Annotated in this window: 25 protein-coding genes and 2 pseudogenes; 14 read left to right on the forward strand and 13 right to left on the reverse strand. The window is 67.8% G+C overall.

Features of this window, described 5'->3' with window-relative positions:
• Positions 1-60 precede the first annotated feature (60 nt).
• A complete protein-coding gene (locus tag BMW85_RS10570; protein WP_091079939.1) occupies positions 61-750 on the forward strand; it encodes an Atu4866 domain-containing protein in 690 nt (229 codons plus the stop codon).
• A gap of 385 nt (positions 751-1,135) precedes the next feature.
• Complete coding sequence (locus BMW85_RS10575; RefSeq protein WP_091080682.1) at positions 1,136-1,525, forward strand: VOC family protein; 390 nt, start codon at positions 1,136-1,138, stop codon at positions 1,523-1,525.
• A gap of 586 nt (positions 1,526-2,111) precedes the next feature.
• On the opposite strand, the gene BMW85_RS10580 is transcribed toward BMW85_RS10575, so the two are convergent.
• Both BMW85_RS10580 and BMW85_RS10590 read right to left on the reverse strand, forming a co-directional pair.
• Positions 2,112-2,378 carry a hypothetical protein gene (locus tag BMW85_RS10580; protein WP_143082200.1) on the reverse strand — a complete coding sequence of 89 codons (267 nt, stop codon included), beginning with the start codon at positions 2,376-2,378 and terminating at the stop codon, positions 2,112-2,114.
• A gap of 796 nt (positions 2,379-3,174) precedes the next feature.
• A complete protein-coding gene (locus BMW85_RS10590) occupies positions 3,175-3,507 on the reverse strand; it encodes a hypothetical protein (protein WP_091079944.1) in 333 nt (110 codons plus the stop codon).
• Between the two features lie 465 nt (positions 3,508-3,972).
• On the opposite strand from BMW85_RS10590, the pseudogene BMW85_RS10600 reads away from it, so the two are divergent.
• The 6 genes and pseudogenes from BMW85_RS10600 to BMW85_RS10620 form a co-directional block, all read left to right on the forward strand.
• Positions 3,973-4,140: pseudogene (locus tag BMW85_RS10600) on the forward strand (IS5/IS1182 family transposase); the annotation flags it as partial.
• Positions 4,141-4,166: 26 nt separating this feature from the next.
• Positions 4,167-4,368, forward strand: a pseudogene (locus BMW85_RS50920) (IS5/IS1182 family transposase); the annotation flags it as partial.
• Between the two features lie 198 nt (positions 4,369-4,566).
• The gene (locus BMW85_RS48285) at positions 4,567-4,908 is read left to right on the forward strand and encodes a hypothetical protein (RefSeq protein WP_143082201.1); all 342 of its coding nucleotides are present in this window, start codon (positions 4,567-4,569) and stop codon (positions 4,906-4,908) included.
• Positions 4,909-4,939: 31 nt separating this feature from the next.
• Positions 4,940-5,215 (forward strand): hypothetical protein, encoded by a 276-nt coding sequence (locus BMW85_RS10610; protein WP_091079951.1) that lies wholly within the window; start codon positions 4,940-4,942, stop codon positions 5,213-5,215.
• Positions 5,216-5,529: 314 nt separating this feature from the next.
• Positions 5,530-6,018, forward strand: a complete 489-nt coding sequence (locus BMW85_RS10615) for a flagellar basal body-associated FliL family protein (protein ID WP_143082202.1) — start codon at positions 5,530-5,532, stop codon at positions 6,016-6,018.
• Positions 6,019-6,712: 694 nt separating this feature from the next.
• Positions 6,713-7,276 (forward strand): dihydrofolate reductase family protein, encoded by a 564-nt coding sequence (locus BMW85_RS10620; RefSeq protein WP_091079956.1) that lies wholly within the window; start codon positions 6,713-6,715, stop codon positions 7,274-7,276.
• 363 nt (positions 7,277-7,639) lie between these two features.
• Here the strand turns inward: BMW85_RS10620 and BMW85_RS10625 are convergent, their stop codons facing one another.
• The gene (locus BMW85_RS10625; RefSeq protein ID WP_177240596.1) at positions 7,640-8,668 is read right to left on the reverse strand and encodes a hypothetical protein; all 1,029 of its coding nucleotides are present in this window, start codon (positions 8,666-8,668) and stop codon (positions 7,640-7,642) included.
• A 329-nt stretch (positions 8,669-8,997) separates the two neighbouring features.
• Positions 8,998-9,741: a class I SAM-dependent DNA methyltransferase gene (locus BMW85_RS10630; RefSeq protein ID WP_091079961.1), complete on the reverse strand. Its 744-nt coding sequence runs from the start codon at positions 9,739-9,741 to the stop codon at positions 8,998-9,000.
• Positions 9,742-9,888: 147 nt separating this feature from the next.
• Between BMW85_RS10630 and BMW85_RS10635 the strand changes: the two genes are divergently transcribed.
• The gene (locus tag BMW85_RS10635) at positions 9,889-10,371 is read left to right on the forward strand and encodes a DUF6461 domain-containing protein (protein WP_091079963.1); all 483 of its coding nucleotides are present in this window, start codon (positions 9,889-9,891) and stop codon (positions 10,369-10,371) included.
• Positions 10,372-10,474: 103 nt separating this feature from the next.
• On the opposite strand, the gene BMW85_RS48290 is transcribed toward BMW85_RS10635, so the two are convergent.
• Positions 10,475-11,236, reverse strand: a complete 762-nt coding sequence (locus tag BMW85_RS48290; protein ID WP_143082204.1) for a hypothetical protein — start codon at positions 11,234-11,236, stop codon at positions 10,475-10,477.
• Positions 11,237-11,373: 137 nt separating this feature from the next.
• On the opposite strand from BMW85_RS48290, the gene BMW85_RS10645 reads away from it, so the two are divergent.
• Positions 11,374-11,631: a hypothetical protein gene (locus BMW85_RS10645; RefSeq protein WP_143082205.1), complete on the forward strand. Its 258-nt coding sequence runs from the start codon at positions 11,374-11,376 to the stop codon at positions 11,629-11,631.
• A 12-nt stretch (positions 11,632-11,643) separates the two neighbouring features.
• On the opposite strand, the gene BMW85_RS10650 is transcribed toward BMW85_RS10645, so the two are convergent.
• From BMW85_RS10650 to BMW85_RS10660, 3 genes are all read right to left on the reverse strand, one after another.
• The gene (locus BMW85_RS10650; protein ID WP_091079969.1) at positions 11,644-12,156 is read right to left on the reverse strand and encodes a DUF6461 domain-containing protein; all 513 of its coding nucleotides are present in this window, start codon (positions 12,154-12,156) and stop codon (positions 11,644-11,646) included.
• A 90-nt stretch (positions 12,157-12,246) separates the two neighbouring features.
• On the reverse strand, positions 12,247-12,870 hold the full coding sequence (locus tag BMW85_RS10655; protein ID WP_245774716.1) for a hypothetical protein: 624 nt from the start codon (positions 12,868-12,870) through the stop codon (positions 12,247-12,249).
• Positions 12,871-13,044: 174 nt separating this feature from the next.
• Positions 13,045-13,986, reverse strand: a complete 942-nt coding sequence (locus BMW85_RS10660) for a serine hydrolase domain-containing protein (protein WP_091079972.1) — start codon at positions 13,984-13,986, stop codon at positions 13,045-13,047.
• 64 nt (positions 13,987-14,050) lie between these two features.
• Between BMW85_RS10660 and BMW85_RS49450 the strand changes: the two genes are divergently transcribed.
• From BMW85_RS49450 to BMW85_RS10670, 3 genes are all read left to right on the forward strand, one after another.
• Positions 14,051-14,188 (forward strand): hypothetical protein, encoded by a 138-nt coding sequence (locus tag BMW85_RS49450; RefSeq protein ID WP_177240597.1) that lies wholly within the window; start codon positions 14,051-14,053, stop codon positions 14,186-14,188.
• 110 nt (positions 14,189-14,298) lie between these two features.
• Positions 14,299-14,751 carry an RNA polymerase sigma factor gene (locus BMW85_RS10665; RefSeq protein WP_281249571.1) on the forward strand — a complete coding sequence of 151 codons (453 nt, stop codon included), beginning with the start codon at positions 14,299-14,301 and terminating at the stop codon, positions 14,749-14,751.
• On the forward strand, positions 14,748-15,695 hold the full coding sequence (locus tag BMW85_RS10670; protein WP_143082206.1) for a hypothetical protein: 948 nt from the start codon (positions 14,748-14,750) through the stop codon (positions 15,693-15,695). Before BMW85_RS10665 ends, BMW85_RS10670 begins: the two co-directional genes overlap by 4 nt.
• On the opposite strand, the gene rox is transcribed toward BMW85_RS10670, so the two are convergent.
• The 5 genes from rox to BMW85_RS10695 all read right to left on the reverse strand — a co-directional run bounded on the left by rox (position 15,679) and on the right by BMW85_RS10695 (position 22,602).
• Positions 15,679-17,142 (reverse strand): rifampin monooxygenase, encoded by a 1,464-nt coding sequence (rox, locus tag BMW85_RS10675; protein ID WP_281249566.1) that lies wholly within the window; start codon positions 17,140-17,142, stop codon positions 15,679-15,681. The genes BMW85_RS10670 and rox overlap by 17 nt on opposite strands.
• A 133-nt stretch (positions 17,143-17,275) precedes the next feature.
• Positions 17,276-18,151 (reverse strand): AraC family transcriptional regulator, encoded by an 876-nt coding sequence (locus tag BMW85_RS10680; protein ID WP_245774718.1) that lies wholly within the window; start codon positions 18,149-18,151, stop codon positions 17,276-17,278.
• Between the two features lie 87 nt (positions 18,152-18,238).
• Positions 18,239-19,276: a molybdopterin-binding protein gene (locus tag BMW85_RS10685; protein ID WP_091079978.1), complete on the reverse strand. Its 1,038-nt coding sequence runs from the start codon at positions 19,274-19,276 to the stop codon at positions 18,239-18,241.
• A 16-nt stretch (positions 19,277-19,292) separates the two neighbouring features.
• Positions 19,293-21,410, reverse strand: coding sequence for a S8 family serine peptidase (locus tag BMW85_RS10690; RefSeq protein WP_177240598.1), 2,118 nt, complete (start codon positions 21,408-21,410; stop codon positions 19,293-19,295).
• Positions 21,411-21,552: 142 nt separating this feature from the next.
• The gene (locus BMW85_RS10695) at positions 21,553-22,602 is read right to left on the reverse strand and encodes an aldo/keto reductase (protein ID WP_091079981.1); all 1,050 of its coding nucleotides are present in this window, start codon (positions 22,600-22,602) and stop codon (positions 21,553-21,555) included.
• A 49-nt stretch (positions 22,603-22,651) separates the two neighbouring features.
• On the opposite strand from BMW85_RS10695, the gene BMW85_RS10700 reads away from it, so the two are divergent.
• A complete protein-coding gene (locus BMW85_RS10700; RefSeq protein ID WP_091079984.1) occupies positions 22,652-23,071 on the forward strand; it encodes a MerR family transcriptional regulator in 420 nt (139 codons plus the stop codon).
• Positions 23,072-23,081: the final 10 nt, after the last annotated feature.

A 23,081-nucleotide genomic window follows, 5' to 3' on the forward strand; every position in this document is an offset into this window, starting at 1 on the left:
TACCAGAGCACAACTCACCTACTTCCAGGCACAACGATCACTGAAGGAAAGCGTCCCGACATGCGCACTCCGGAACTGCTCAAGGTCATCAACAACGACGACGTTCGCCCCGTGCTACTGACCGGCGGCACTGTCATCAGCATGAACCCGATGCTGGGTGACTGGGAACAAGCCGACGTCCTGATCGGCGGTCCCGTGATCGTCGGTGTCGGCCCCGGCTTGCTCACCGCCGCCGAGGACGACGGGATGATCATCATCGATTGTGCCGGCTGTCTCGTACTGCCCTCCCGCACCGACTTCGCCGAAACCGGCACCACCGGCACGCTGACCCCAGGCGATCGCGCCGACATCGCAGTGATCAGGATCGCCGACCCCGAAGGCACCCCGAACGGCCCGGCCATCGCCCGCGGCGGCCATCTGGACGTTCTCCTGAAGGACGGCCGCGTGACGGTATGGGACGGACGCCCGGCCAGTGATCCCCCGACCGTCTCCGAGGCCGCGCCGCCTGAGGCCGGCATCGACCACTCCTACCTCGGCCTGTGGGTGGATGAGAACGACTTCGTCCGCCAGCGGTTACTGCCCGATGGCCGCTACGACGAGGCCCGCGGCGACCGTCCCAGCGCCTACCAGGGACGGTACTGGATCAACGGAACCCGCATCGACTATCTCGACGACCTGGGCTTCTGGGCCTACGGAGAATTCCGGGACGGCCAACTGCACCACGCCGGCTACCGGTTCACCCGCCGCTGACAGCCACCCAGGACACTCCGCTCACCGACCAGGAAGGTCACGACCATGAAGACAAGCCTGTTCCTCGGGCTCGGCCTGTCCACCGTGCTGACCGCCGGTCGGGCGTTGATGCCCCGCGTACATCGAAAGTCGAGGGCAACGGTGATCTTGTAGCGAGTGCGCAGAGCTTGATCGTTCCCTATACGTTCCCTAGCGATCAGGGAGAGGGGCCGTGGTCATCTCGATGAGCTGGCTCCTCGGTACGTATGTCTCTCGCTCAGGGGGCGGCGCCCCTGCCACGGCCCATACGGTGCCAGTGATACTCCGGCCACGGCCAGGACTCGGAGATCACTCGGTCCCGGTGATGACACCCCGTGCAAGATCCGGCCACGGGAGGATGGGGGACATGACGCACTACAGCAGGCTCCACAAGGTCGTGATTGATGTGCCGGAGGGCGATCACGACAAGGAACTGACGTTCTGGCAGGAAGCAACCGGTCAGACGTTGACCCCGTTTCAGCGGTACCCGGAATACCACGGCGCCTTCTTATCCGGTGACGTCTTCGCCCTGCTCATCCAGCGACTCGGGACAGGCCCTGCGCGTGTCCATCTCGACATCCACACCGACGACCTGGAGGCGGAGACCGCGCGCCTGGAGGCCCTCGGCGCCCGACGTCTGCGGCTGGTGAACGACCATTGGTGGGTTATGGAGGACCCCGCCGGGCTGCCCTTCTGCGTCATCCCCCAGCCCCCGGGCTCCCTGAACGAGCACAATGCCCAACGCTGGGACGACTGACAGTGTCCGATCCGGACCGGAGCGCCGTAAGTTGCTGGGGGCGATCGACGATCCGTGCTTCGTTCCTCAGCACGGCTCACCGGAAAAGGCGGTTGCGGTCTGTGTCCAATCTGAGGCCTGCTGCGGCCTTTTTCAAGGCACCTTTCGTGATCCGGAACATGCACGGAATGATCTCCAGGACCAGCGTCTTGCCAGGCGGTCGTCACGCAGGTCAGAAGCTGCATCCAGCCGGAACGGGTGACGCCCTGTAAAATCGTCGGCTCAGCCTACGCAAGTTCGAACCTTGCACCTGCCACTAGCAGTAACTGCAGGTCAGAGGCCCTTCGGGGCCTCTTCTGCGTTTCAGGAGTCATGCCGTCGTGAGCGCCCTGTTGTCGCAGGTCCCGGAATATGTCCGGAATGGATCACGAGGCGTTTTCCCTGGTCGGGGGTGTCGGATGGCATCCAATCCGGCCAGGTATCTGCGTCATTTGAAATGGTCATTTTCCGGCGGAGGGAGCAGTTGCCGTGTCTGACGCTGCTCGGTCAGCTGGCGTCGTCGGCGGTTGCAGTGCTATGCCGCAGTAGCTCCACTGACGACCTCCGGTTAGGAGCGTCTCGTTCCGAGGAGGCGCCTGCGGATCGCGGGTGTTCCGAACAGCACGCCCATGACGACGATCCACGCCAGCAGCACGGGGATTGGGTCCCCACCCACCGGCAGTGTGAACAGGAGCACAGCCCAGGCCGCGTAGGCGGCGATGAGCACAGTGACAACGATGCGGAGGGCGCGCATACGTTTCACCATACCGCGCAGGACCTTTGCTAGCGGCGATGCAAGCGGCACCCGCGACAGCACCTGTACGGTTGTCGGCACGTCGGTCCTCGCGGACCCACCTCTATGGCCACTTCGGCTGGCACGTGGCCAGATAGCGCGTCACCTGACACGGGGGCCTTGATCCGGAAGATCTGCGGATCGTGTGGGCGTGGGAAAGTATGTGGAACGGCGAAGGGCCCCGGTGGCGTTCCGGGACCCTTCGGGGCCGTGCTGGGTGATCATGCGGCGAGGGCATCCTCAATCCGCTTGTTGGCGATCTCCTGTTGGCCGTCGAGGTACTTGGATGGGTGGGCGTGAGGGCCAGCTTCCGGGCCTCTTGCCAGACCTCCGTGTAGGCCGTCGAGGCCACGACTCCACCACGCTCGCTGCGGAACAGCCGGCCATCCTCGGCAACGCCGAACTCTTGGATGTGCTGCCGAAGAATCCGAACCAGCTTGGGTGGAATGGGCACCGGGCGGGCATCGTCGCGGCCCCGGTGCTTGAGCCCGCGTTCCTCGTGGGCGTCGCCGGTGTCAGTCCACCGGAGGTTGACCTCCGGCCGGGAGACATCCACGAGGACGCGGCCCCAGCCGGTTGCCGGAAGATGACAGTCCTGCTGTCGGAGCGCCACCGTCTCGCCGGGGCGGAGGGCGGCGTAGTACATACAGGCGAACATGGCCTGAAGCCGACGCTCGCGGCCCCGCCCACCCACGGAGGCGACTGCGGCCAGCAACGCCTCAGCCTGACGAGGATTCACCACCACCGTTCCGGGTGGATTAACCAGGTGCCTCGCAACTCGACCGCCCCTATGCCGCCGGTGCGATTGTTAATGCTGACTGACCCATATAGCGGCATTTCAATGTGTTTCGAGTGCCGCTGATAGAGCAGCCGCGACCTCTGTGACGTTGAGGTCGACCAGGACCTCCCTACCCGCGGTCACGCCACGTTCAGAAACTGCAAGCCCGATCAAAGCCAACGCTCCAGCCTGATCACGAACTCTTTGCTGCTCATGGCTCTCATCGCTGATCTCGTCATATTCGCTGCGCTCCCAGGCGGCGACGGCGGCGGCAGCCAGGTCACTTGGTATGCGCACGGGCAGACGGTTCACTTGGGGTTCAAGCCGCCGTCCGACCTCGGCGAGCACAGTGGCATCGTGACGGTACCTGTCGTATTGCGGGGACTCCCTCATAACTGTGATCGTACTTACTGACGGCGTGCCCGTCGGGTGCCCGATGGGATGGGAATTCAGGGGCAACGACGGGGAGTCACGGGGATGGCCATCAGTGGTGCGCTGAGCTGCGTGTCCGCTGGTGGGGAAAGATCGGCTTACGTCTTTGCAAGCAGGACGTCAGGAGCCCCGTCCTTGGAAGGCTCCTCTACCGGCGCGGCTCCCGCGCGAGACCGGCCCCCAGGCCGCACGCTCGCGCGGGGATGGCCGCGCGGGTGCGGGGCGGAGCCGCCACCTTGATCCTCACGATGGCAATTCGGCAGCGATTCCCCAGAAACGGTTCTAAAACTGACGATCATCGTTGACACCTGGGTCTCCGACCAACTACAGAGATCCACATGTCTCAGCCCAGCCCCCGCTCGATCGTGAGGCCAAGCGGCGCCTGGCGGTCATCCGGCACGTAGAGGAGGTCACGCGGGCGGCGAGGTCAACCGCTCGCATGCCAGTATCCGCGCTATCGGCGAGCGCGCCGTCGCGACCTTGAAGGCATGGAAGGTCCTGACCAAGCTGCGCTGCTGCCCGCATCGCGCGATCACGCTCGTGCAGGCGATCCTCGTGCTGCAACTCGTGGAAGAGGGCCGTTACCCGGGATGAAAAAGGCTCAGGGTGTCGAAGGCTCGGTCCGCGCTCCGTACAAGGGCAAGAACAAGCCCGAGTCCCAAAGCAGGCCAACCGCGCGCCCACACCCGCCTTCGCGGTCCCGGAGAACGCGCGAACGCGCAGCTGAAGAGCTGGAAGATCCTTCGCAAGTTGCAGCCCTTCCACGGCGGGCCATCTCTCTGCAAGGCCGTCGCCGTCCTCCAGGACCGCCGCGTACAGTAGCTCAGGCATCCTGAAGATAAAAAAGGGGTCACTGAGAAATCCGACACGGCGTCGGAACATTGGCCACGCTTCATCGTGAGCTATACGCTCGGCGGCGATCGTGAACCGACCTGTCACTGAGCATCGGAGGCGGCCATGGGGCCTATGAGGAAAATCCTGATTCGGCTTGCTACGGTCGTGACAATAACCGGGTCCAGCATGACGTTCACCGCGGTCGGCGACGCGGTGGCACAACCGGTGGCCCAAGAGCCTTCCCAGTTGGCGCGCCTGGTGGGCGCGGACCTGGGCACCATCTTGTCGATGGTTCCGGCGGTCTTCTGCGGCAACCGGCTGGTCAACTACAACTCTCCTTCGTCTAACTCTCCCACGAAATGCGTCAACGGGGCAGAAAACAGCGGCAACTCCACCAACAGCGGGAATTACCATAGCGAAGGGAATCCCATCAACAGCGGAAACTTCTCGAACGTGAACGGCTCCACGAACAGCAACAACGCCACCGACAGCGGCAACATTGCCAACGGATCCCAGTCCCTGCGGTGACCGGGCGGGTGGAATGAGAGAGTACGTGCACATGACCGGCCTGGCCATCGCCGTTGTCGGCCTGGCGTTCTTCGCCGCGACGATCCCGACTCTGCCCGCCGAATCGTCGACTTACGAGAAGGCGGCCTATGCTCCCGCGAAGAACAAGGGAAACTTGCGAAAGCAGGGCAATTACTGGAGCAAGGGCAGGGCGATCAACAGCGGAAACTTCGTGAACGTGGTCGACTCCTACAAGACCAATAACTCGTTCTCCGGCAGCGCGAACATCGTCAACGGCCCGCAACGCGTCATCGTAAGACGCAGATAGCGTCTGCCCTCGGGGACAAACAGTTGCGCCAGGTGGAGTCCTCTCGACACATGCTCACGCCTATGAACAGTGTGCCCGAGTTCTTCGATCGCGGCTGCCCGGTGACGTCTACTGCTGTCCCCGAGGCGGCGCGGTCGAATGCCCTCAAGGTTGCGAGCCGCGGTCGCCCCGGAGGGCGACCGCCGCCCTGCTCGCTCGAGGCACTTGGCATAGGCCCTAGGAGCATATCCACGCCGTACCCGGCCGGCCCCTCGTGCCCTGATCCCAGTCATTTCCAACTCGCCTTACAGTCGCGATCTCTAATGTCCGTTCACATGAAGAAGATCATGATCGCTGCTGGTGCCGCCCTGACCGTGCTCACCACTGGTAGCACCGCTTCGGCGGAGGAAACCACCGCCGCCGTGGCTCCCGTTCCGGGCGAGGTGTTCATCGACGACGACAACGTCGGCGTCCACCGGGCGGGCCAGGCTGTCATCACTCTGGCCGCCGTCCAACTGCCCGAGGCGGGAAACTACCTCCTGCACGCCAGCCTCGACTTCGCCCAGGATGGCGGCACCCCGCGGAAAACCGGCGCCCGCTGCGACTTCCAGCTGCCGAATGAGCGCCTCGTCTGGTACGGCATGCAGACGTCGATCGTAGGCCCGGAGGAGGAGGGCACCCTGTCGTTCCAGACGGCCGTGACGACCACCGCGCCCGGCCCGGTCAATCTCAAGTGCTACTCATTCTTGAACGGAGGGCCGGACGTCTTCTTCAACCACGCCACCCTCACGGCTCAGTCCGTGCCGAAGATCACACGGTTCTGAGCCGAAGTCGTTCGGCCCGCGTGTTCGAGCTGGTGCAGCTGGGTTACGGAGCCGAGGTCCGAGGTCTTCTCACGTCTCGGCGCGCTGGAAGACGATGGCCTGCCTGTCGGTATGGTGCGTGAAGCTTCTCGGCCGGGGTGATGGTGCAGGCCGGGCAGGCGGCTCAGGTAGTCGAGTAGTTTGCCATGGACCAGTGGGCGAAGGACTGCGATCTGGCTGGTCGGGTGGGGGCCGTCGCCGAGTTTTCGTCGTCAGGACGCAGGAGACGGGGATGGCCACCAACCGCTGAGGGCGCAGCAGACCGGTCCGATCTCGTCGGGCCGGTGAATGACATCGCCTGAGGTGTCCTGGTGGTTTGCCAGGGGGCCGCGCGGCGCTCTCCTTCCAAAGCCCGGCTCGGACTGTGTTGCGCCGTTGGCAGGAACCGCTTGAAGGCCGTGTCGGTGGATGGTGGGCCGCAGGCACGACCCGTGCGTTGGGCACACGTCGATCACGGTCATCTGCTGCCCGGTCCCATCGGTCCGGTGCATCTGCTTCACGGCTGGCTGGCGTTTCCACTGGTCGGGTGCCGAGGTCCGCGCGCCCTGTCCCACCTGCTCCGGTACTTCCGCATGGATCGGTGTGGCCTGACCGGTGATTTTTCCGCGCCGTCCTGGTCTGTACGCCGAGTACCGACACACAGGAGGCTGACGCCATGCGGAAACTGACCTTCGGGATGAACGTGAGCCTGGACGGCTACATCGCCGCACCCGGCGATGACCTCAGCTGGGGCGTGTCGAGCGACGAGCAGTTCCAGTGGTGGTCCGACCGGGTGGGCGCGACGGGCCTGGCGCTGTACGGGCGCAGACTGTGGGAGACGATGAGCTCCCACTGGCCGACCGCCGACCAGCAGCCTGGTGCCACACCGGCGCAGATCGAGTTCGCCGGCCGTTGGCGGGACATGCCGAAGGTGGTGTTCTCCTCGAAGATCAGTACGGTCGACTGGAACACCCGCCTGGTCACCGGCGACGCGGTCACCGAGATCACCCGGCTCAAGGCCGAGGACGGTGACTTCATGGACATCAGCGGCGCCACACTCGCCGCAGCGGCCTCACGGGCCGGGCTGATCGACGAGTACGTGCTGGTCACCGCACCGGTCTTGGTGGGTGGCGGCACGCCGTTCTTCACGGCCCTGGACAACTGGGTGAACCTGAACCTGGTGGAGACCCGGACGTTCCCCGGCGGCGTACTCATGACCAGGTACGAGACCAGGCGCTGAGCACCCACCTCGGATGGGCCCGTGCTTCGGGCCACCCGAGGAAGGGGTGCACGGTACAGCCGAGAAGTGCAGCGACCGGCGGGATCGTCAGCGAACTCCGGCTGCCGCCCGGGCATGCGGGCTGGGGGCGGTCCCGGGCGGCAGCGGCACGGGCCGCCACACCGACCGCCGACCCCGCCAACTCAAGCGCCATGCCGCCGTACGGATACAGCCCCGTCACCTGCGGAGACGCGGTGACGGGCCTCTCGCTCCGCGTCCGGCTGTCCGTGATCAACGGGCGGCCGTCCACGGCGGATACGCGGCTAGGTCTGGGAGGTGTAGTCGCGTACGAAAAGCGCGGCAGCCCCTCTTCCGGGCACTTGGTCAGCGCCAGATGACGGCCTGGGTGCCGCGGCCGGTGCTCCAGTAGTAGGTGACGGAGCCGGCGATCCAGCCTAGGTCGTTGATGTCGAAAGCCTGGGTGCTGGTTACCCGCGCATCCGTGGGCAGCGGTAGGAGGCGGGGCTGGGTGGTGGGGGAGTCCCACAGGGCTGCGAAGTTGTACCAGTCGCCAGCCTTGATGTAGCCGCCGACGATCTGGCCGCGGTCGTTGATGGCGTCGGCGCCGGCGTAGTCGGAGGCATCGGCGGGCAGGGGAAGGGCCGTCATGGAGGAGCCGTTCCAGAAGAAGCCGCGGCGGTGGCCGTCGGCCGTGTCGGAGTTGCCGACCACCTGGCCGAGGTTGTTGATCGAGCTGGGGGCGCTCATCCCACCGAGCGTGCCGAGCTCGCGTCCGGTGCCGTTGTGCCACAGGTACGCCTGGTAGGTCGACAGCGGCAAGCCCTCGTCGTTGACCGTGTAGTTGTCGGCGCCGACCACTTGGCCGTGGTCGTTGACGGCGTTGGCGGTCAGGCCAGGGCGGCGGTCGATGGCGGTTTTGACGTCACCGGACAGCAGGAAGGCTCGATATTCGGCGAAACCGGGCGTGGGCGCGTAAGTGACGGTGATGTGCCCGTTGGCGATCGCTGCGCCGCAGTAGCCGGGGGCGCCGTGCGCGCCAAGGTCGTTCATCTTGCCGTTGTGCCAGAGGAAGGGAGTCCACTGGCCCGAGGGCAGCTCGCTGCAGCCGACGATGCGGCCGTCGTCGTCGATTCCGGAGGCGAAGCTGGTCTCGCCACCGAGCGTGCCGAGGTCGGTCATCGTGCCGTTCTTCCACAGGAACGCGTGGCTGACCCCTGACTCCAGCGGGCTGTCGCCGACGACGTGGCCGCGGTCGTTGATCCCTCGGGCGATGCTCCATGTGCCGCCGAGGGTGCCGAGGTGGACGATGCGGAGGTGCTTCGGACCCGCGGCGGCGGCCGGCGCAGAGGCGAGCGGGGCTAACGACGTGGTCGCGATCAGGGCGATGGCCATGGTCATGGCACGGCGGAGGGATCGGCGCATGTTGAGTCCCTTCGGAGGCACGCACGGGGCGATGTCGTGATCACCCTAAGCACCGCCCAGGCCGACGTTTCTCACGGAATCCTTACGTCCGGCAGGCGTCGCGACTGCTGGAGGTCGTAGGCCAGTTCCTCGGCAGCGGAGAAGGGGCTGTCATTGGACAACACGTGAGGCAGAGTGTTACTGACCTTGATGAAGATCGTTCACTTCAGGCGAGGGGGCCTTTCCTTGGCGCCTTGCCCCCCGTTGTGGCGTATCGTCTGCTCGCCCCGGCGGACGCCGCCTGACACCACATGAGGGAGCTAGTTGCCCGGCGGGATGCGGTAGACGGACACGTGGGAGCGGGACTCCGCGGTGAAGTCTGCTCCCGCCCAGTCGGCATGCCGGCTTTCCAGCTCGAACCCGGCCAGTTGGGCCATGAGGTCGAGCTCTGATGGCCAGATGTAGCGGTGGGGACTGCGGAACAGGCGGGCCTGTCTGCTCGCATCGAACGTGAAGTGGTGTGACACAAGCTGCTGCCGCACGATGTCGTAGGTGTCCAAGCCGATGTAGCCGGGCTCGCTGTGGAAGACCACGGCCTGCTGACCCGAGGGGAGCTTGCGCAGCTCAGGGACCCAGAGCTCGATCACGAAGCGGCCGCCGGGTAGAAGGTGACGGGCAGCGTTACGGAAGCAGGCGACCTGTTCGGCTTGGGTGAGTAGGTTGGAGATCGTGTTGAAGACGAGGTAGACGAGCGTGTATTTCCCGGGAGCCGTCGCTGTTGCCATATCGCCGGCGATCACTGGGATCGTCGCCTCGTCCACCTTCGTACGAAGTTGGTCGATCATCGGAGCTGACAGCTCGATGCCGGTGACGGGCACGCCGCGCTCGGCCAGCGGCACAGCCACCCGGCCTGTGCCGATGGCGAACTCAAGCGCACGACCCTCGCCTGCGAGTTCGGCGAGGCGGTCCACGGTCGGCTCCAAGACCTCGGGGGCGAACATGCCGACGCCCGGCGTGTCATAGCTCTGGGCGGTCTCGGCGTCCCAGATGTCCTCCTGTCGCATGCCGGTAAGGCTGCCAACGGACGCACGGATTGTCGAAGGGTTTTGACCTCGCAGTCGCGGTCGGTCTTCGCAGCTGCGGTAGGCAATGGACCATAGGGCGCTTCGTTCGAGCTGTGCCGCTTCGGGGCCGGACGCCCAGGGCGGAGGATGACTTTCCACGAACTCGCGCGGAAAGTCTGGGAGTCCATGGGGATGACCGACGACCATGTCGGCGTCGTCCAGGCCGGTGCCGGTGGGTGGAGTGTGGCCGTCGAACTGCGGGGTTTCCAGGCGACGCTGGCAGAGCCGTTGATCGGGCTGTCCCGGGGGTGCGAGGTGGTGGCCGTCGGACGGCACGATTATGCCGAGGACAGCTTCGTGTACGCGGTAGATGGCGAGGTCGTCACCAGCTTCACGCCGCACCTGCCGGGCACGCGGTGGGGCAGCGACCCGGACCGGATCAACGAGCTCATGCGTGAGTCCGGCTTGCCTCCGGAGAAGCTGGATGATGAGGTATGGGAGGCGACGTGGGATGACATGTACAGCAACAGGATCTCGCGTGCGTTCCTGCTGGCCGCCGAGATCACTGGTGTGGTGTTCACTCCGAGCAGCCTGGATGGGCTCCTGCTCGTCGGCACCATCCGTCGCTGATTACGAGAGTGGTGTGCGCTGATGCCGCGGGTGGCTATCAAGTCTTTCCGGCTGCCGAATTCGAGGGGCGAACCGCTGGTCCGCCAATGAAGGTGCGCTGATCTTAAGTGCGTTCCCGCAGGTCGCGTGCCGGCCGCTGTGGGTGGTTGCCGCGCTCGCTCTGGGCCTCATGTGGGTAGTGGCCGTGGTGCCGTTGATGCCAGCGCTCGAAGTAGCCGATGCCCATCATGCTCACCGCGCCGAAGGCGGATACGCAGAGGCAGAAGAGCAAGGCTGGCGGCGCGAAGGCGTATTCGTATCCGGCTGCGGCGCTGATCAACGAGAAGAGGAGGAAGAAGCCGCCGACAGCAGCGCCGGCGACCAGCCCCAGGCGCACAGGGTGGGCCGCAGAGAAACGCTGACCGCGATGCGGCTTGGCGTCGCCACCCAAAGATGCATCCACTCGCCAGAACCAGCCCGCAATCAGCCTCGACAATCGCACAGCGAATTCCTTCCATGCCTCCAGCGGGGCGCTCCGACTTCGGGGTAATGCCGAGCCTTCCTTCCGGGCTGCAAGTGGCTGAGGTGGAAACCTGATCATCCCGCGCGCCGTCGGCCCGGGACAAGCCGGGCAGATCAGGGCCACGAGGTTAAGGTCGGTCCTCCAGTTGGGCTCCGCCTTGGCCTCGGGGCCCTTCCCGTTCCTTTCGGGTGGGTCGACGGCAGATGTTCGCACGGGGATGTGCCCGGCAATGTTGTCGCAGCAGATGTCGAACCCGCTGTGGCGGGGGCATTCGACCTCTTGTGAAGTAGGGCAGAGGTAGATGTCGAGGCTGGCTGCCAAGCTCCTCACGTTCGTCGCCTTCTTGCTGATCGGCTCAGGCATACTTGCCGGCCTTATGCCTGTTACTTCATAGAAGGTGAGGAGTGTGGTTCCGCATTCATTCCTGCCTCTCTCCCTGATTACTTGGCAGGCTGATCAAATGAACGAGGCCGTCCGTCGTGCGGGCCCTCAGATTCATCATGATTGTGCAGCTGGCCTTCGGCCTCGCCGCGTTCAGCGATCCGCGGCTTTTTGCCCTGTCGCTCCGGCTCGTCGGAGTCGTGGTGCTCATGGGGTGGCTGGTGGCTCGATGGTCGTCCCGTAGGAAGTGGGTGCGCTGGTGTGTCGTCGACAGGGAGTTCGGTCGGGTGACGCTGGTCCACCCGGCCACACTCCTGCCGTTGGCGATCGTCGTCGGATTGCTCACGCCTGCGGCGGCACGCTGGTTCGACCGCTGACCTTTGGCTTCCTCAGTATTCGAGGACGCCGTGGGCGGCCACCACGTCGCTTGACGCGTTCGGGCGCACCTCGGTGATGCGCTCGGCCAGCAGCAGCGCGGCGGCGAGCCCGCCCCCCGACGTGTTGCCGGGCAGTTCGAGCTTGGTCCGGTCGGCCAGGAAGTCCTCCGGGATGCCGTCCTCGTCGTCGCCGAACAGCGGGTCGAAGGTCAGGATGCTGCGGCCGTCGGCATAATGGACGAAGGACGCGACCAGGTTGACGTTGACGAAGACGCTCGCCGCGACCGTCCCGGCCGACAAGCGCTGCAGCACCTCAGGCAGGGTGCCGGCGAAGCCGTTCCACTCGCTCAGGATGGTCCCGCCCTCGGCCGGTCGGGCGCAGATGAGCCCTTCCTCGAACTCGCCTTCCTCGTCATCCCCGTCCAACACGTCGATGCCGAGACGGGCCAGCGCCTCGTGTGGGCTGAGACCGCGGACGAAGGTCGCGCAGAACGCTTCGTCGTCGAGCCATTCGTAGGTGTTCACGGGGGGTCCTGTTCTCTCGGGACGGATGATGGAGAGGATGGCAGACGGGTCCGACGAAACAGTGCCGCGCTGGAAGTCCTCCGGCCGTTGTCACATGTACGGATCGTTCGGATCCACCAGCAGCACCACGCGGTCAGCGTCGACGTCGAACCCCAGATCTGGATGGTCAGGGGATCCTTCCGCGCTCAGCAGCACGGACTTCCCGAGGCGTCGTCCGATCAGGCGGAAGACGTCCATGAGGACGTCCAGCCGTTCCTGACCCCGCAACTCTCTCAGGTCGACATCGAAGTCGATCGACTCGACCTGATACATGCGGAAGATGAGCAGCATGTCGTTGACCGGCCGGACCCGCAGCTCGGGTGTCTCGCCGGCATGTGCGGCTTCGGCCATGCCGGCAGCAGAGGTGAGCTCCGTCGGCTCGCCGCCCACCGAATAGGTGCACTGCCAGCCCTGCGCCCGGACGAGGTCCAGAAGCAGCTGCCAGTCCTCGACTGTGGTCCTCTCGACGACGACGTCCGGCAGGGCTCCGTTGACCTCAGGGTCGAAGAGGACCTTCACGTCGTCCCACCTCAGGTCAGGCACAGCCCCATCATGGCAGTCCTCGCAGTTCAGCCATGGTTGCCGCAGCCGCGGATCCGGTTGGAGGCCACCGCCTCCGGGCAGGCCCGCGTGATCCAGGCCGCTCGCGACCAGTCCATCCACGTGCATCTGCACGGACAGCAGGAGCCGGTACGGTGGCCGCACCAGGTCGGGGCCGCGCCGCAGCCCGCCGAGGGGTTCCACGCCGGGGGCAACGCCGACCAGGCGGCGGCCCGTTTCGTGGCCTGGACCAGGGGCGCGCTCCCGGCCCGCGCCGGGGGCACAGGTCACGCAGGTCCGCCGGGGCGCTTAAGAGGTGACCTTGTCGAGGAGGCCGTTGATGACCGGGATTCGGCGTTCGGTGTGGTCGTTGATCGCGATGACGGCCATGGTCAGGTCCAGCTCGGGCACCCAGGCGTGCAGGGCGCGCAGGCCCGTCCAGCCTCCTCCGTGCCGGTAGACGCGGTACCCGCCGTGTGAGCGGACGCCGATGCCCCAGGCGTAGTCGAGTGGTGTTCCGTCATCGAGGTGCCCTGGGGTCTGCAGGAGCGCCGAGATGCCGAGTTCGTCGGCGTTGAGCGCCTGGCCCCAGCACAGCAGATCGTTGAGGGTCGTCCATACCCCTCCGTCGCCCAAGGACAGCGGGGCGGGGTGCGGTCGGACGAGCGGTGCGGCACCCGGGGGCGCAGGGTCAGGCCCGGCCCAGTAGCGCGTGTCCGGCATCGCCAGCGGGACGAACAGGTGGCGTCGCGCGACCTCGGGCAGCGGCAGGTCCGCCGCTCGTTCCACCGCTGCGGCAAGGCAGACGTATCCGGCGTTGGAATAGACATGGGCGGCGCCCGGCGGGTGGTCCAGGGCCGGGAACCGGGTGAGTGCTTGGATGACGCCCGAGCTGGTCCGATCAGGGTCGCCGGCGATGATGGCGTCGATCTTGTGGTCGGCAGGGAGGCCCGCGGTGTGATGGATGAGGTGGCGCAGGGTGATAGTGCCGGCCCACGCCGGTAGCTGAGGCAACCAGTACGACAGAGGCGAGTCCACGTCCAGCGCGCCCTGCTGGGTGAGCAGGGCTGCGCAGGCCGCGGTCATTTGCTTTGAGAGTGATGCCGCGTAGACGAGCGTCGTGGCGGTCAGCCCTTGGGCGAGGGAAAAGGGCGGAACGCCGCGACGTTGCAGCCCGACCGCTAGCGGTTCGTCACTGCGGTAACCGGCTTCGGAGAGGAGGGCTGTGACGCGCTGGTGCAGCTGGGACACGGCATGATCTTTTCAGCGCCTCTCGGCCCGCACCAGCGGGTGTTCCTCCGCTACCGTCACGAAGATGGACGACGATAACGCCTTCATCTCCTCGTCATTGAGCGATGACGCCCTTCTCGTCGGAAGCGGCATCGCCGTGTTGCTGCTGCTCCTTCCCACCATCATCTGGCTGACTGTGACATTGCTGCGAGGCCGTGAATAACGCCGGCGACGGCTGTCGTACGGATTCGGATGTGACCATGGGGCGGATGGCTTCGTCTGTGAGGGTGTGAAGACGACACCCCGTTCGCGGAGGACGCCATCGGCAGCCGGATCGAGCAGCTCTATCGCGAGCACTGGCATCTGGTCTGCGGATATCTCATGCGCCGGACCCGTGACCCGCACCTCGCCGAGGATCTCGCTCAGGAGACGTTCGTCAAGGCCACCCGCGCGATGCTCGGCTGGCGCGGCGAGTCCCCGGCCGCGTGGCTGCTCGCCATCGCCCGCAACGTCCTCCTCGACCACGTACGCCGGAGCCGGATCTCCCTGCCTCTGCCTTCTCCCGACGCTCTGGGCGTCCCCGAGCTCATCGAGGACGCCGTCGAGGTCCGCGACGTGCTGGACCGCATGCCGGAGCAGCAGCGCCGGCTGCTCACACTCGTCTACTTCGACGGGTTCTCCCTGGTCGAGGTGGCCGCGATGACCGGCCGTTCCGTCTCGTCGGTCAAAACCGCCCTGTGGCGGGCCCGCGCCGCCTTTGCCGAGAGCTATGGAGCACGCCGATGACCGAACAGGAATTCCTCCCTCCCATTCCGGACTTCGACGCGGGCAGGACGAGACGAGCCGTACGGCGGGGTGTGCTGCGCACCGCACTCACTTCCGCCGTGATGTTGCTCGTGGTCGTGTTGCTGCTCAACCTAGGGGCCCAGTGGTTCCAGCGGCGCGGCGACCGGGACGATCGCATGCTGAACGTGCTCGGCACGGCCCTGCAGGTCGCCAACCCCGGCTACCAGGTCGATGCCATGATGTGTTGTGACACGACACCGTTCTCACTCTCCTTCACCGTGCGGCTCACCCCGCTCCGAGCCGGCGGATACTCCACGCCGAACCAGTTCGGCGGTGCCGACTTCACGGTGAGCCAGAACCAGTTCGGGCGAGTCGACTGGCCGCCTCCGGGGTTCCTCAAGGAGACGTCCCTGTTCACGGCGCTCGACTCGGTCGGCACGGATGCCCCTCCTGGCAAGGCGGACACCAAGAAGATCTTGGACCGGCTGCCCGAGTCGATGTACGCCCTGGCGGTGGTCGATTTCGCCGAGCCGTTGGGGGAGCGCGAGTTCTCGGCGTTCGTTCAGCGACACGGAGGCGTCCCACCGGAGATAGCGATCTACGACGGGCGGATCGGCGGGACCCCGATCAGCTGGCGCCTGGACACGCCTCTGCCGGATGCGTCACAAGGCGACGCCCCGGAGCTCACCGACGCCGAACTTCCCAGGAACGGCTTGGCCGGGTTCCGTCGCTGGGTCGGAGACCTGCGCGATCATGACGCGGTCAACCTGGACAAGTTCGGCCTCGGTCTGAAGCTGCTGCGAAAGTGGGCCGCCGACGGCCTGGCGTACGCCTATGTCACCCAGCACGCCCGCGTCGCCGACCTCCGCGCCCTGATCGACGACCCCCAAATCCGCGCGATCAGGCTGGCCGACGTCGCGTACGATCTCACCGGCCTCGACTGATCGCGGGTGCCTGGGCGGCGGGCTTGCCGAACCAGCGGGAGAGGTGGTCGTTCAGGTCCTGCTGGTTGTCGCCGATCCAGGCGACGTGGCCGTCGGGGCGGAGCAGGACGCACGGGACGTCCAGTGCCGCAGAGGGGTCCGCGAGGTGATCGACGCGGTCGGACCAGCCGCCGGCGGTCAGGCGCCCGGTGCGGTCCAGCAGCAGGCCGCGGCCGTGGTGCAGCAGGCCGTAGAGGTGGCCCTGTTCCACTTCGAGGTCGGGGAGGCGGCGGCCGAGGAGGTCGGGGCCCGGACCGAAGTCGTAGCGGACGGCGGTTGCGGTGATCTTCTCGGTCAGGTGGCGGTTCACCTCGTCGAAGTCCATCAGTTCGGTGAGGAGCCTGCGTACGGCCCGGGCGCCAGGTTCGGTGGACAGGAGTTCCGTCTGGGCGCGGGTGTTGTCGAGCACGTCCTCGGCGACCGGGCGGCGTTCGGCCTCGTACGTGTCCAGCAGCGTGTCAGGGGCCCAGCCGCGGATCTGCGCGGCCAGTTTCCAGCCGAGGTTGACGGCGTCCTGGACGCCCAGGTTGAGGCCCTGGCCGCCGATCGGCGGGTGGATGTGTGCCGCGTCGCCGGCCAGCAGCACCCGCCCGGCCCGGTAATGCTCGGCCAGCCGGGTGGCGTCTCCGAAGCGGGACAGCCAGCGCGGGGAGTGCACGCCGAAGTCGGTACCGGCGATGGCGTGCAACTGTCGCCGGAAGTCGTCGAGGGTGGGCGGTTGCGCGCGGTCGCTGACTTCCGCGGCGGGGACCAGGACGCTGTAGATCCTTTCGCCGAAGGGCCGGAGCCAGAATCGGTGATGGGTGTCGCGGAGTTCGGCCGTCCTGGCGGCGATCTCCTCCTGCGGTACGCCCACTTCCATCTCGCCCATCAGCGTGTCGGTGCGCGAGGGCTCGCCAGGGAAGCCGACTCCGAGCAGTTTGCGTACCGTGCTGCGCGCGCCGTCACAGCCGACGAGATAGCGCGTACGCAGCCGTTCGCCGTCGGCCAGCTCGACGGTCACGCCCTCGTCGTCCTGCGCGAGGCCGGTGACCGCGCGGCCGCGCCGGACCTGCCCGCCCAGCTTGATCGCATGCTCTTCCAGCAGGCGTTCGACGACGGGCTGCGGGATGCCCAGCAAGTAGGCGTACGCGGAATCGAGGCTCTTGGGCGCGGGTTTGGCGATGGCGGCGAAGATGCCGCCGGCCGGACGCCGCCTGCCATGCGGGAGGAGGCGGTCCAGCAGCCCGCGCATCGCCATCAGCTCCAGACTGCGGGCATGCAGGCTGACGATGCGTACGAAGGACTTGGGCTCGGTCTCCTGCTCCAGGACGAGCACCCGGACGTCGTGCAGCCGCAGTTCGGCGGCCAGCATCGCGCCGGTCGGACCGCACCCGGCGATGATCACGTCGAAGGGGGAAGAGTGCACAGGTGTTGCCTTTCGGAAGTGCCTTGTCAGGAAGGCGCTCCCGGCGACACCTACATCGATCGCCCGGCCGTGACGGGGAGGGGGAGCACCCACAGCGATACAGCGTTCATGGGTCTCACCTCCTCGGGCGGCGTCACGGTCGCCTGCAAGCTACAAGCCCGGACGTCGTCCCGTCCAACCCTTTTCCCGCCATGTAGGGCCAGGCGACGTCGTCGACCGCGAGGAACGGCGAGCGCGCGACCGCCGTCGGCGTGGTCCCGGCGAAGGCCATGACGTCCCTGTTCAGGTGGGACTGGTCGGCGTAGCCGCTCTCGGCCGCCACGAAGGCGGCCCGCTGACCGGCGGCCAGGCGGTGGACCGCGTGGTCGAAGCGGATGAGCTGGGCGACCCGTTTGGGGGTGAGGCCGATCTGGTCGCGGAAGCGGGACCACAGGCGCTTGCGGCTCCAGCCGGTCTCGGCGACCAGCCGTCCGACGCGTACCCGGCCCCGGCCGGCCACCATCCGCCGCCAGGAGAAGGCCACCTCCGGGTCCACCGTGCGGCGCGGGTCGGCCCTGCGGGCGAGCGCGGTCTCCGCGATCGCGAAGCGCTCCCGCCAGGAGCTGGCCTCGCGCAGGCGTTCCTGGATCAGCAGGGCCTCGCGTCCCCACAGGTCGTCGAGCGCGGCCACCGTCCCGCCCAGCTCCGCGGACGCGCCCAGCACGGCGTGGGCGACGAGCGGCGAGAGTCGCACCTGCAGGCACTCCCAGCTCCTGACCAGCCCTCGCCCGCGGGCCCGGTCGGGCGCGAGCCCGGCGACGACGCGCTCCCGCTGCCGCGCGCCGCGGCCGTCCTCGATCACGAACGGCTCGTCACCGAGGTCGAACAGCACGGTGACGGCGGGGTGCGGCACCAGCGCGAGGTCGGTGAGCTCGTTGGCGCGGTCGCTGAAGCCCGCCATCGTGACCCCGGGCAGGCCGCCGGGAGGCGACGGGAGCGTGATCTCCCATCGCGGCACGGTCGATCCCACGTCGACATGGTACGAGCCGACGGGCGGCGGGGGCGCGGCTCACGCTCCCGGCGGCCCCGCCAGGGACCGCCGGGAGCGGACGTACCGTTACGGAGCGGTGATCCGGTAGGCGCGGATCACGCTCTGCTCCACCGTGTTGCCGTTGACGTCGGTCGAACGGGCCCGAAGCGACACGAACCCGCTGCGCCCAGGATGGTCCAGGACGACCTTGGACCCGGCGGTCTTCGCCCGGCTCCAGGTCGCGCCGTCGTCGTACGACACCTCCACGACCACCTCACGCGCGGGGCCCGCCGCGCTTCCGGCGAGCCGTTGCACGGTGAACGGCACCATGAAGCGCCGCCCCGCCGGAGCGGAGTTGCGCGCGTCGAGGTCAGGGGTGAACCGCACCACGGACAGCGGCAGCCGGGTCGGCGAGCTCGTACTCTCCGACCGGAACGTCCACGTCGCCGAGCTGCGCGTGGACAACACCGCGGACTCTCCCCGCTCCGCGTCGGCGACCAGCCGGTACGTCCCCCCGCCCGCCGGTACGGTGAAACTCTCCATGAGCCAGTCGCTCTCGCCGACGAGTTGGCCGTCGCGGTAGAGGGACACGTGCTCGGTGGCCGGCCAGGAGTCCCCGATCGACCCGCGCCCGTCGCCGAACATCGGCAGATCCACCGCGATCGTGTCGCCGGTGCGGCTCGCGACCTCGCGCGGCTGGTCCTCCGCCGGGAGTGAGGGGCCGAACAGGCCGCGGTTCCACAACTCCGTGCTGACGCTGCCCGGCCGCAGCCGCACGGGCGCGGACGAGAGCGTGTTGATCTGGTCGTCGGCGCCGTACTCGACCATGGTGGCGTACCAGCGGATGCCGTCGTCGGTGTTGACGTACTCGGTCAACGTCGACGGCGGGGTGAGCTCGTGCAGGCCGTCATACCTCGTGGGCATGACGCCATGGCTCGGCGCGGCCTGACGGCTGACCAGCACCTGGGCGCCAGGCAGATGCTCCGCGACGTCGACACGTACGCGCGCCAGACTCTTGGGATCCACCGCCCGGTCATAGCCGGTGATCATGCGGTCCCGCTCGAACCAGGCGAGCCGGTAGCTGTCCTGACCCGCCTGGTAGTGCGCGCTCACCCGGGTGAGCATGCCCTCTTCCGTCTGCTTAGGGGCCGAGCTGCGCGGTGAACGCCCTGGCGAAGCTCCTCGGGTACCAGCCTCTGACGTTCAACCGGCCGGGCGTCCTGAACAAGTACGCGACGCTGCCCTCCTTCAGCTCCGCGCCGGGCGTGGGCGGGCGGATCGCCGTGGGCCGGCCCAGCCGGGCGTCCGCCTCGACGGTCCACGCCCTGTCCAGGCGCAGGCGTGGCTGCACGAGCAGCGCCACGCCGTCCTCGCTCAGGACGGTGGAGTCCAGCAGGTACTCGCCCTTCGGCAGGCGGAAGGTCATCGAGCTCTCGGTCGGCCAGAACACCTGGGGCGACGGCTCCGCGGCGTCCAGCCGCCAGATCACCATCTGATAGTCGGCCGTCGGCCTGCCCGACCGGTCGGTCTGGTTGACGGTCAGGTCGTAGCTCTCGATCTCCTTCTCCACCGCGGCGGGCGTGCTCACCACGACGCCGCCCGGCCCCTTGGCCTCGACGAAGGCGCCGAGGAAGCCGTCGGGCTCGCCCGTGCGCGTGTCCGCCGTCACCGTCGCCTCTGCCTGTCCGCCCGCGGGCACCGTCAGCGTGGCCGGGCTCACCGAGAAGGTCGTGCCCGACGTGACGCCGAGGTCGAGGGTGACCGGCGAGTCACCGTGATTGCGGTAGGTGAGCTTCCTGGTGAGCACCTCGTCGTCGGCATGGGGCCAGCGCTGCAGGCCGAACCCCAGGCCGGGCGGGTCCGCGGTCACCGTCTGCGTGGCCGCCCGCTCGGCGTCCACGCGTCCCGCTCCCTGGGCGAACACCCCCGTCTGCGGCTGTGGTCTGGCCGAGCCCATGAGCGCGGCCTTCAGCTCGGCCGCCTTCCAGTTCGCGTGCGCGCCCGCCAGCAGCGCGGCCGTTCCCGCGACGTGCGGGGTCGCCATCGAGGTCCCCGACATGGCCACGTACGGGCCGCTGCCCGCGCTGTCCTTGCTCCGCGCGGCGGTGATCTCCACACCAGGTGCGGTGATCTCCGGCTTCAGCCCGTGGTCGCCCACGCGCGGGCCCTTGCTGGAGAAGTCCGCCAGCCGGTCCGTCCGGTCCACGGCCCCCACGGCCAGGGCGGCGTCCGCGCTGGCGGGGGAGCTGACCGAACGGTCGGCCCCGTCGTTGCCCGCCGCGACCACGAACAGCGTCCCGTGGCTCTCGCTCAGTCGCTGAACGGCCTCCTCCAACGGGTCGAGACCGGGCTCGTCCAGGCCGCCCAGGCTCATGTTGACCACCCGGGCGCCCTGGTCGGCGGCCCACTGCATCCCGGCCAGAATGGCGGAGTAGGTGCAGAAATCCGGTTCGCACACCTTGCCGTCCAGCAGTTGGGCGTCCGGCGCCGCCCCGCGGTACCTGCCGCCGGAGGACGCTCCGGTGCCCGCGATGGTGGACGCCACGTGCGTGCCGTGACCGGACACATCGCGTTCGTCGGGCGTCTCGGTGAAGTCGGCTCGCGCGACCACCTTCCCGGCCAGGTCAGGATGGGCACTGTCGATGCCGCTGTCCAGCACCGCCACCTTGACTCCCGCGCCGGTGAGCCCCTTCGCCCAGGCCGCGGGAGCGCCGATCTGCTTGACGCTCGTGTCAAGGGACGGCTTCACGCGCGCGTCGAGCCAGATCTTGCCCTCGACGTTCCGCAGGTCCTGCCAGAACCGGACGGCCTGCGCTCTGTCCTGCCGCACGGCGAAACCGTCGACGGCGGCCAGCGTCCGCTGCCCCGCCCCGCCGCGCAACGATCTGAGCGCGGGCGCACCGGTGACGACGAGCGCCAGGTGCCGGCTCCGGTCGTCGTAACCGGACGCGGCCAGCGTGCTCACCTCGAACAGGCGCGGATCCAGGCGCCCCTGCCGCAGGGGCTCGATCGCGTCACCCGGCACGACCCGCAACCGCTCGCCGCTGCCGAAGGTGTGGAAGTCGATGCCTTCCCTTCCCTTGCCCGGCGTGATCAGGGGACTTCCGTCCGGTGCGAGGACCACCCGGTCGCCGGTGATCAGGGTGACGCTGCGGGCGTTCCCCGCTGCCCCGGCGCTCGCGTGAGCGGGGGGTAACACGATGATGGATGCGGCGACCAGCAGGAACGCGCCCGCCGCTCTCTTCGTCGTCTTTCGCACTCCGTCTTCTCCCTTTCCGGAACCGGGTCGGCGATGATCACTCGCTGTCCCAGACGCTCGGGAGGTCGTCCCTGGTTGCACGGCGCCGGCGATCCCCAGGTGACGGTGACAGGCGGGGGCGGGGGCGGGGTCAGGGTCTGAGTCAGCTCGCGGCGCGGTCGCCCGGCGGGCGGCGGCGGAGCGCGGGGTCGGTCAGGGGTGGCGGGTTCCAGAGGGCGACCGGCTGGTAGACGTTGGTGCCGGGCGGCACGAGCTCGTCGATCCGGTCGAGCGCGGCGTCGTCGAGCGTCAGCGAGGCGCCCTTCAGCAGGCCCTCAAGCTGCTCCATCGTACGGGGCCCGAGGATGACCGAGGTGACCGCCGGATGGGAGGCGACGAAGGCGACGGCCAGTTCGGGCAGGGTGCGGCCGAGCTCGTCCGCCAGCTTCACCAGCCCCTCTACGACCTCCAGCTTGGCGGCGTTGACCGGGACCGACGGGTCGAACCGTTCGGGGGCGCGGGCGGCGCGGCCCTGCGACAGGTCGATCTCCCGCCCCTTGCGGTAGCGGCCGGTCAGGAACCCCCAGCCCAGCGGGCTGTAGGTGAGCACGCCCATGCCGAGCCGCTGCGCCGTGGGAAGCACGTCGCCCTCGATGCCGCGGGCCAGGATGTTGTACGGCGGCTGCTCGGTGCGGAACCGGTACAGGCCGCGCTGCCGGGCCACGTGGTAGGCCTCGACGGTCTCGTGGGCGGGGAAGGCCGAGCTGCCGAAGGCCCGGATCTTGCCCTGGCGCACCAGGTCGGTCAGCGCGGAGAGGGTCTCCTCGATGTCCGTACGGTGGTCGGGGCGGTGGATCTGGTAGAGGTCGATCCAGTCCGTACGCAGCCGCCTGAGACTCGCCTCGACGGCGCGCGTGATCCAGCGCCGCGAGTTGCCGCCGCGGTTGGGCCCCTCTCCCATCGGGAAGTGCACCTTGGTCGCCAGGACGACGTCGTCCCGCCGGCCCTGCAGCGCCTTGCCCACGATCTCCTCCGACTCGCCCGCCGAGTACATGTCGGCGGTGTCGACGAAGTTGATGCCGTGGTCGAGCGCGGTGTGGATGATGCGGATGCTGTCGTCGTGGTCGGGGTTGCCGGCCGCGCCGAACATCATGGTGCCGAGGCAGTAGGTGCTGACCTCGATGCCGGTGCCGCCGAGGATGCGATATCTCATGATTGCGAACCGTAGGATCTAGAGTGCGCTCTAAGGCAAACTGAATGACATGTCGGGTTTGAGCATCGGCCAGGTCGCCGAACGCACCGGGCTCAGCGTGCACACCCTCCGGTTCTACGAGCGGGAGGGCCTGCTGGCCCAGCCCGTGCGGCGAGGCGCCGCGGGACACCGGATCTACGACGAGGGCGACGTCGACTGGCTGGGCGTGTGCATCCGGCTGCGGGCCTCCGGCATGCCCCTGACCGACATCCGGCGCTACACCGAGCTCGTCAGGGCCGGCCAGGGCAACGAGGCCGAACGGCTCGAGGTGCTGCGCGAGCACCGCGAACGCGTGCTCGCCCAGCGGCACGAGCTCGACGAATGCCTCAAGCTGATCACTCACAAGGTCGACATCTACGAGAGCCGTCTGGGCCTGCGGGACCACGTGCCCGATTGTGCGCCCCTGTCACAGGAGAGCGAGCCGGGCTAGGCTGCCGTCC

This window comes from Nonomuraea wenchangensis (assembly GCF_900111685.1).
In the GTDB taxonomy this organism is placed as follows: Bacteria; Actinomycetota; Actinomycetes; order Streptosporangiales; family Streptosporangiaceae; genus Nonomuraea; species Nonomuraea wenchangensis.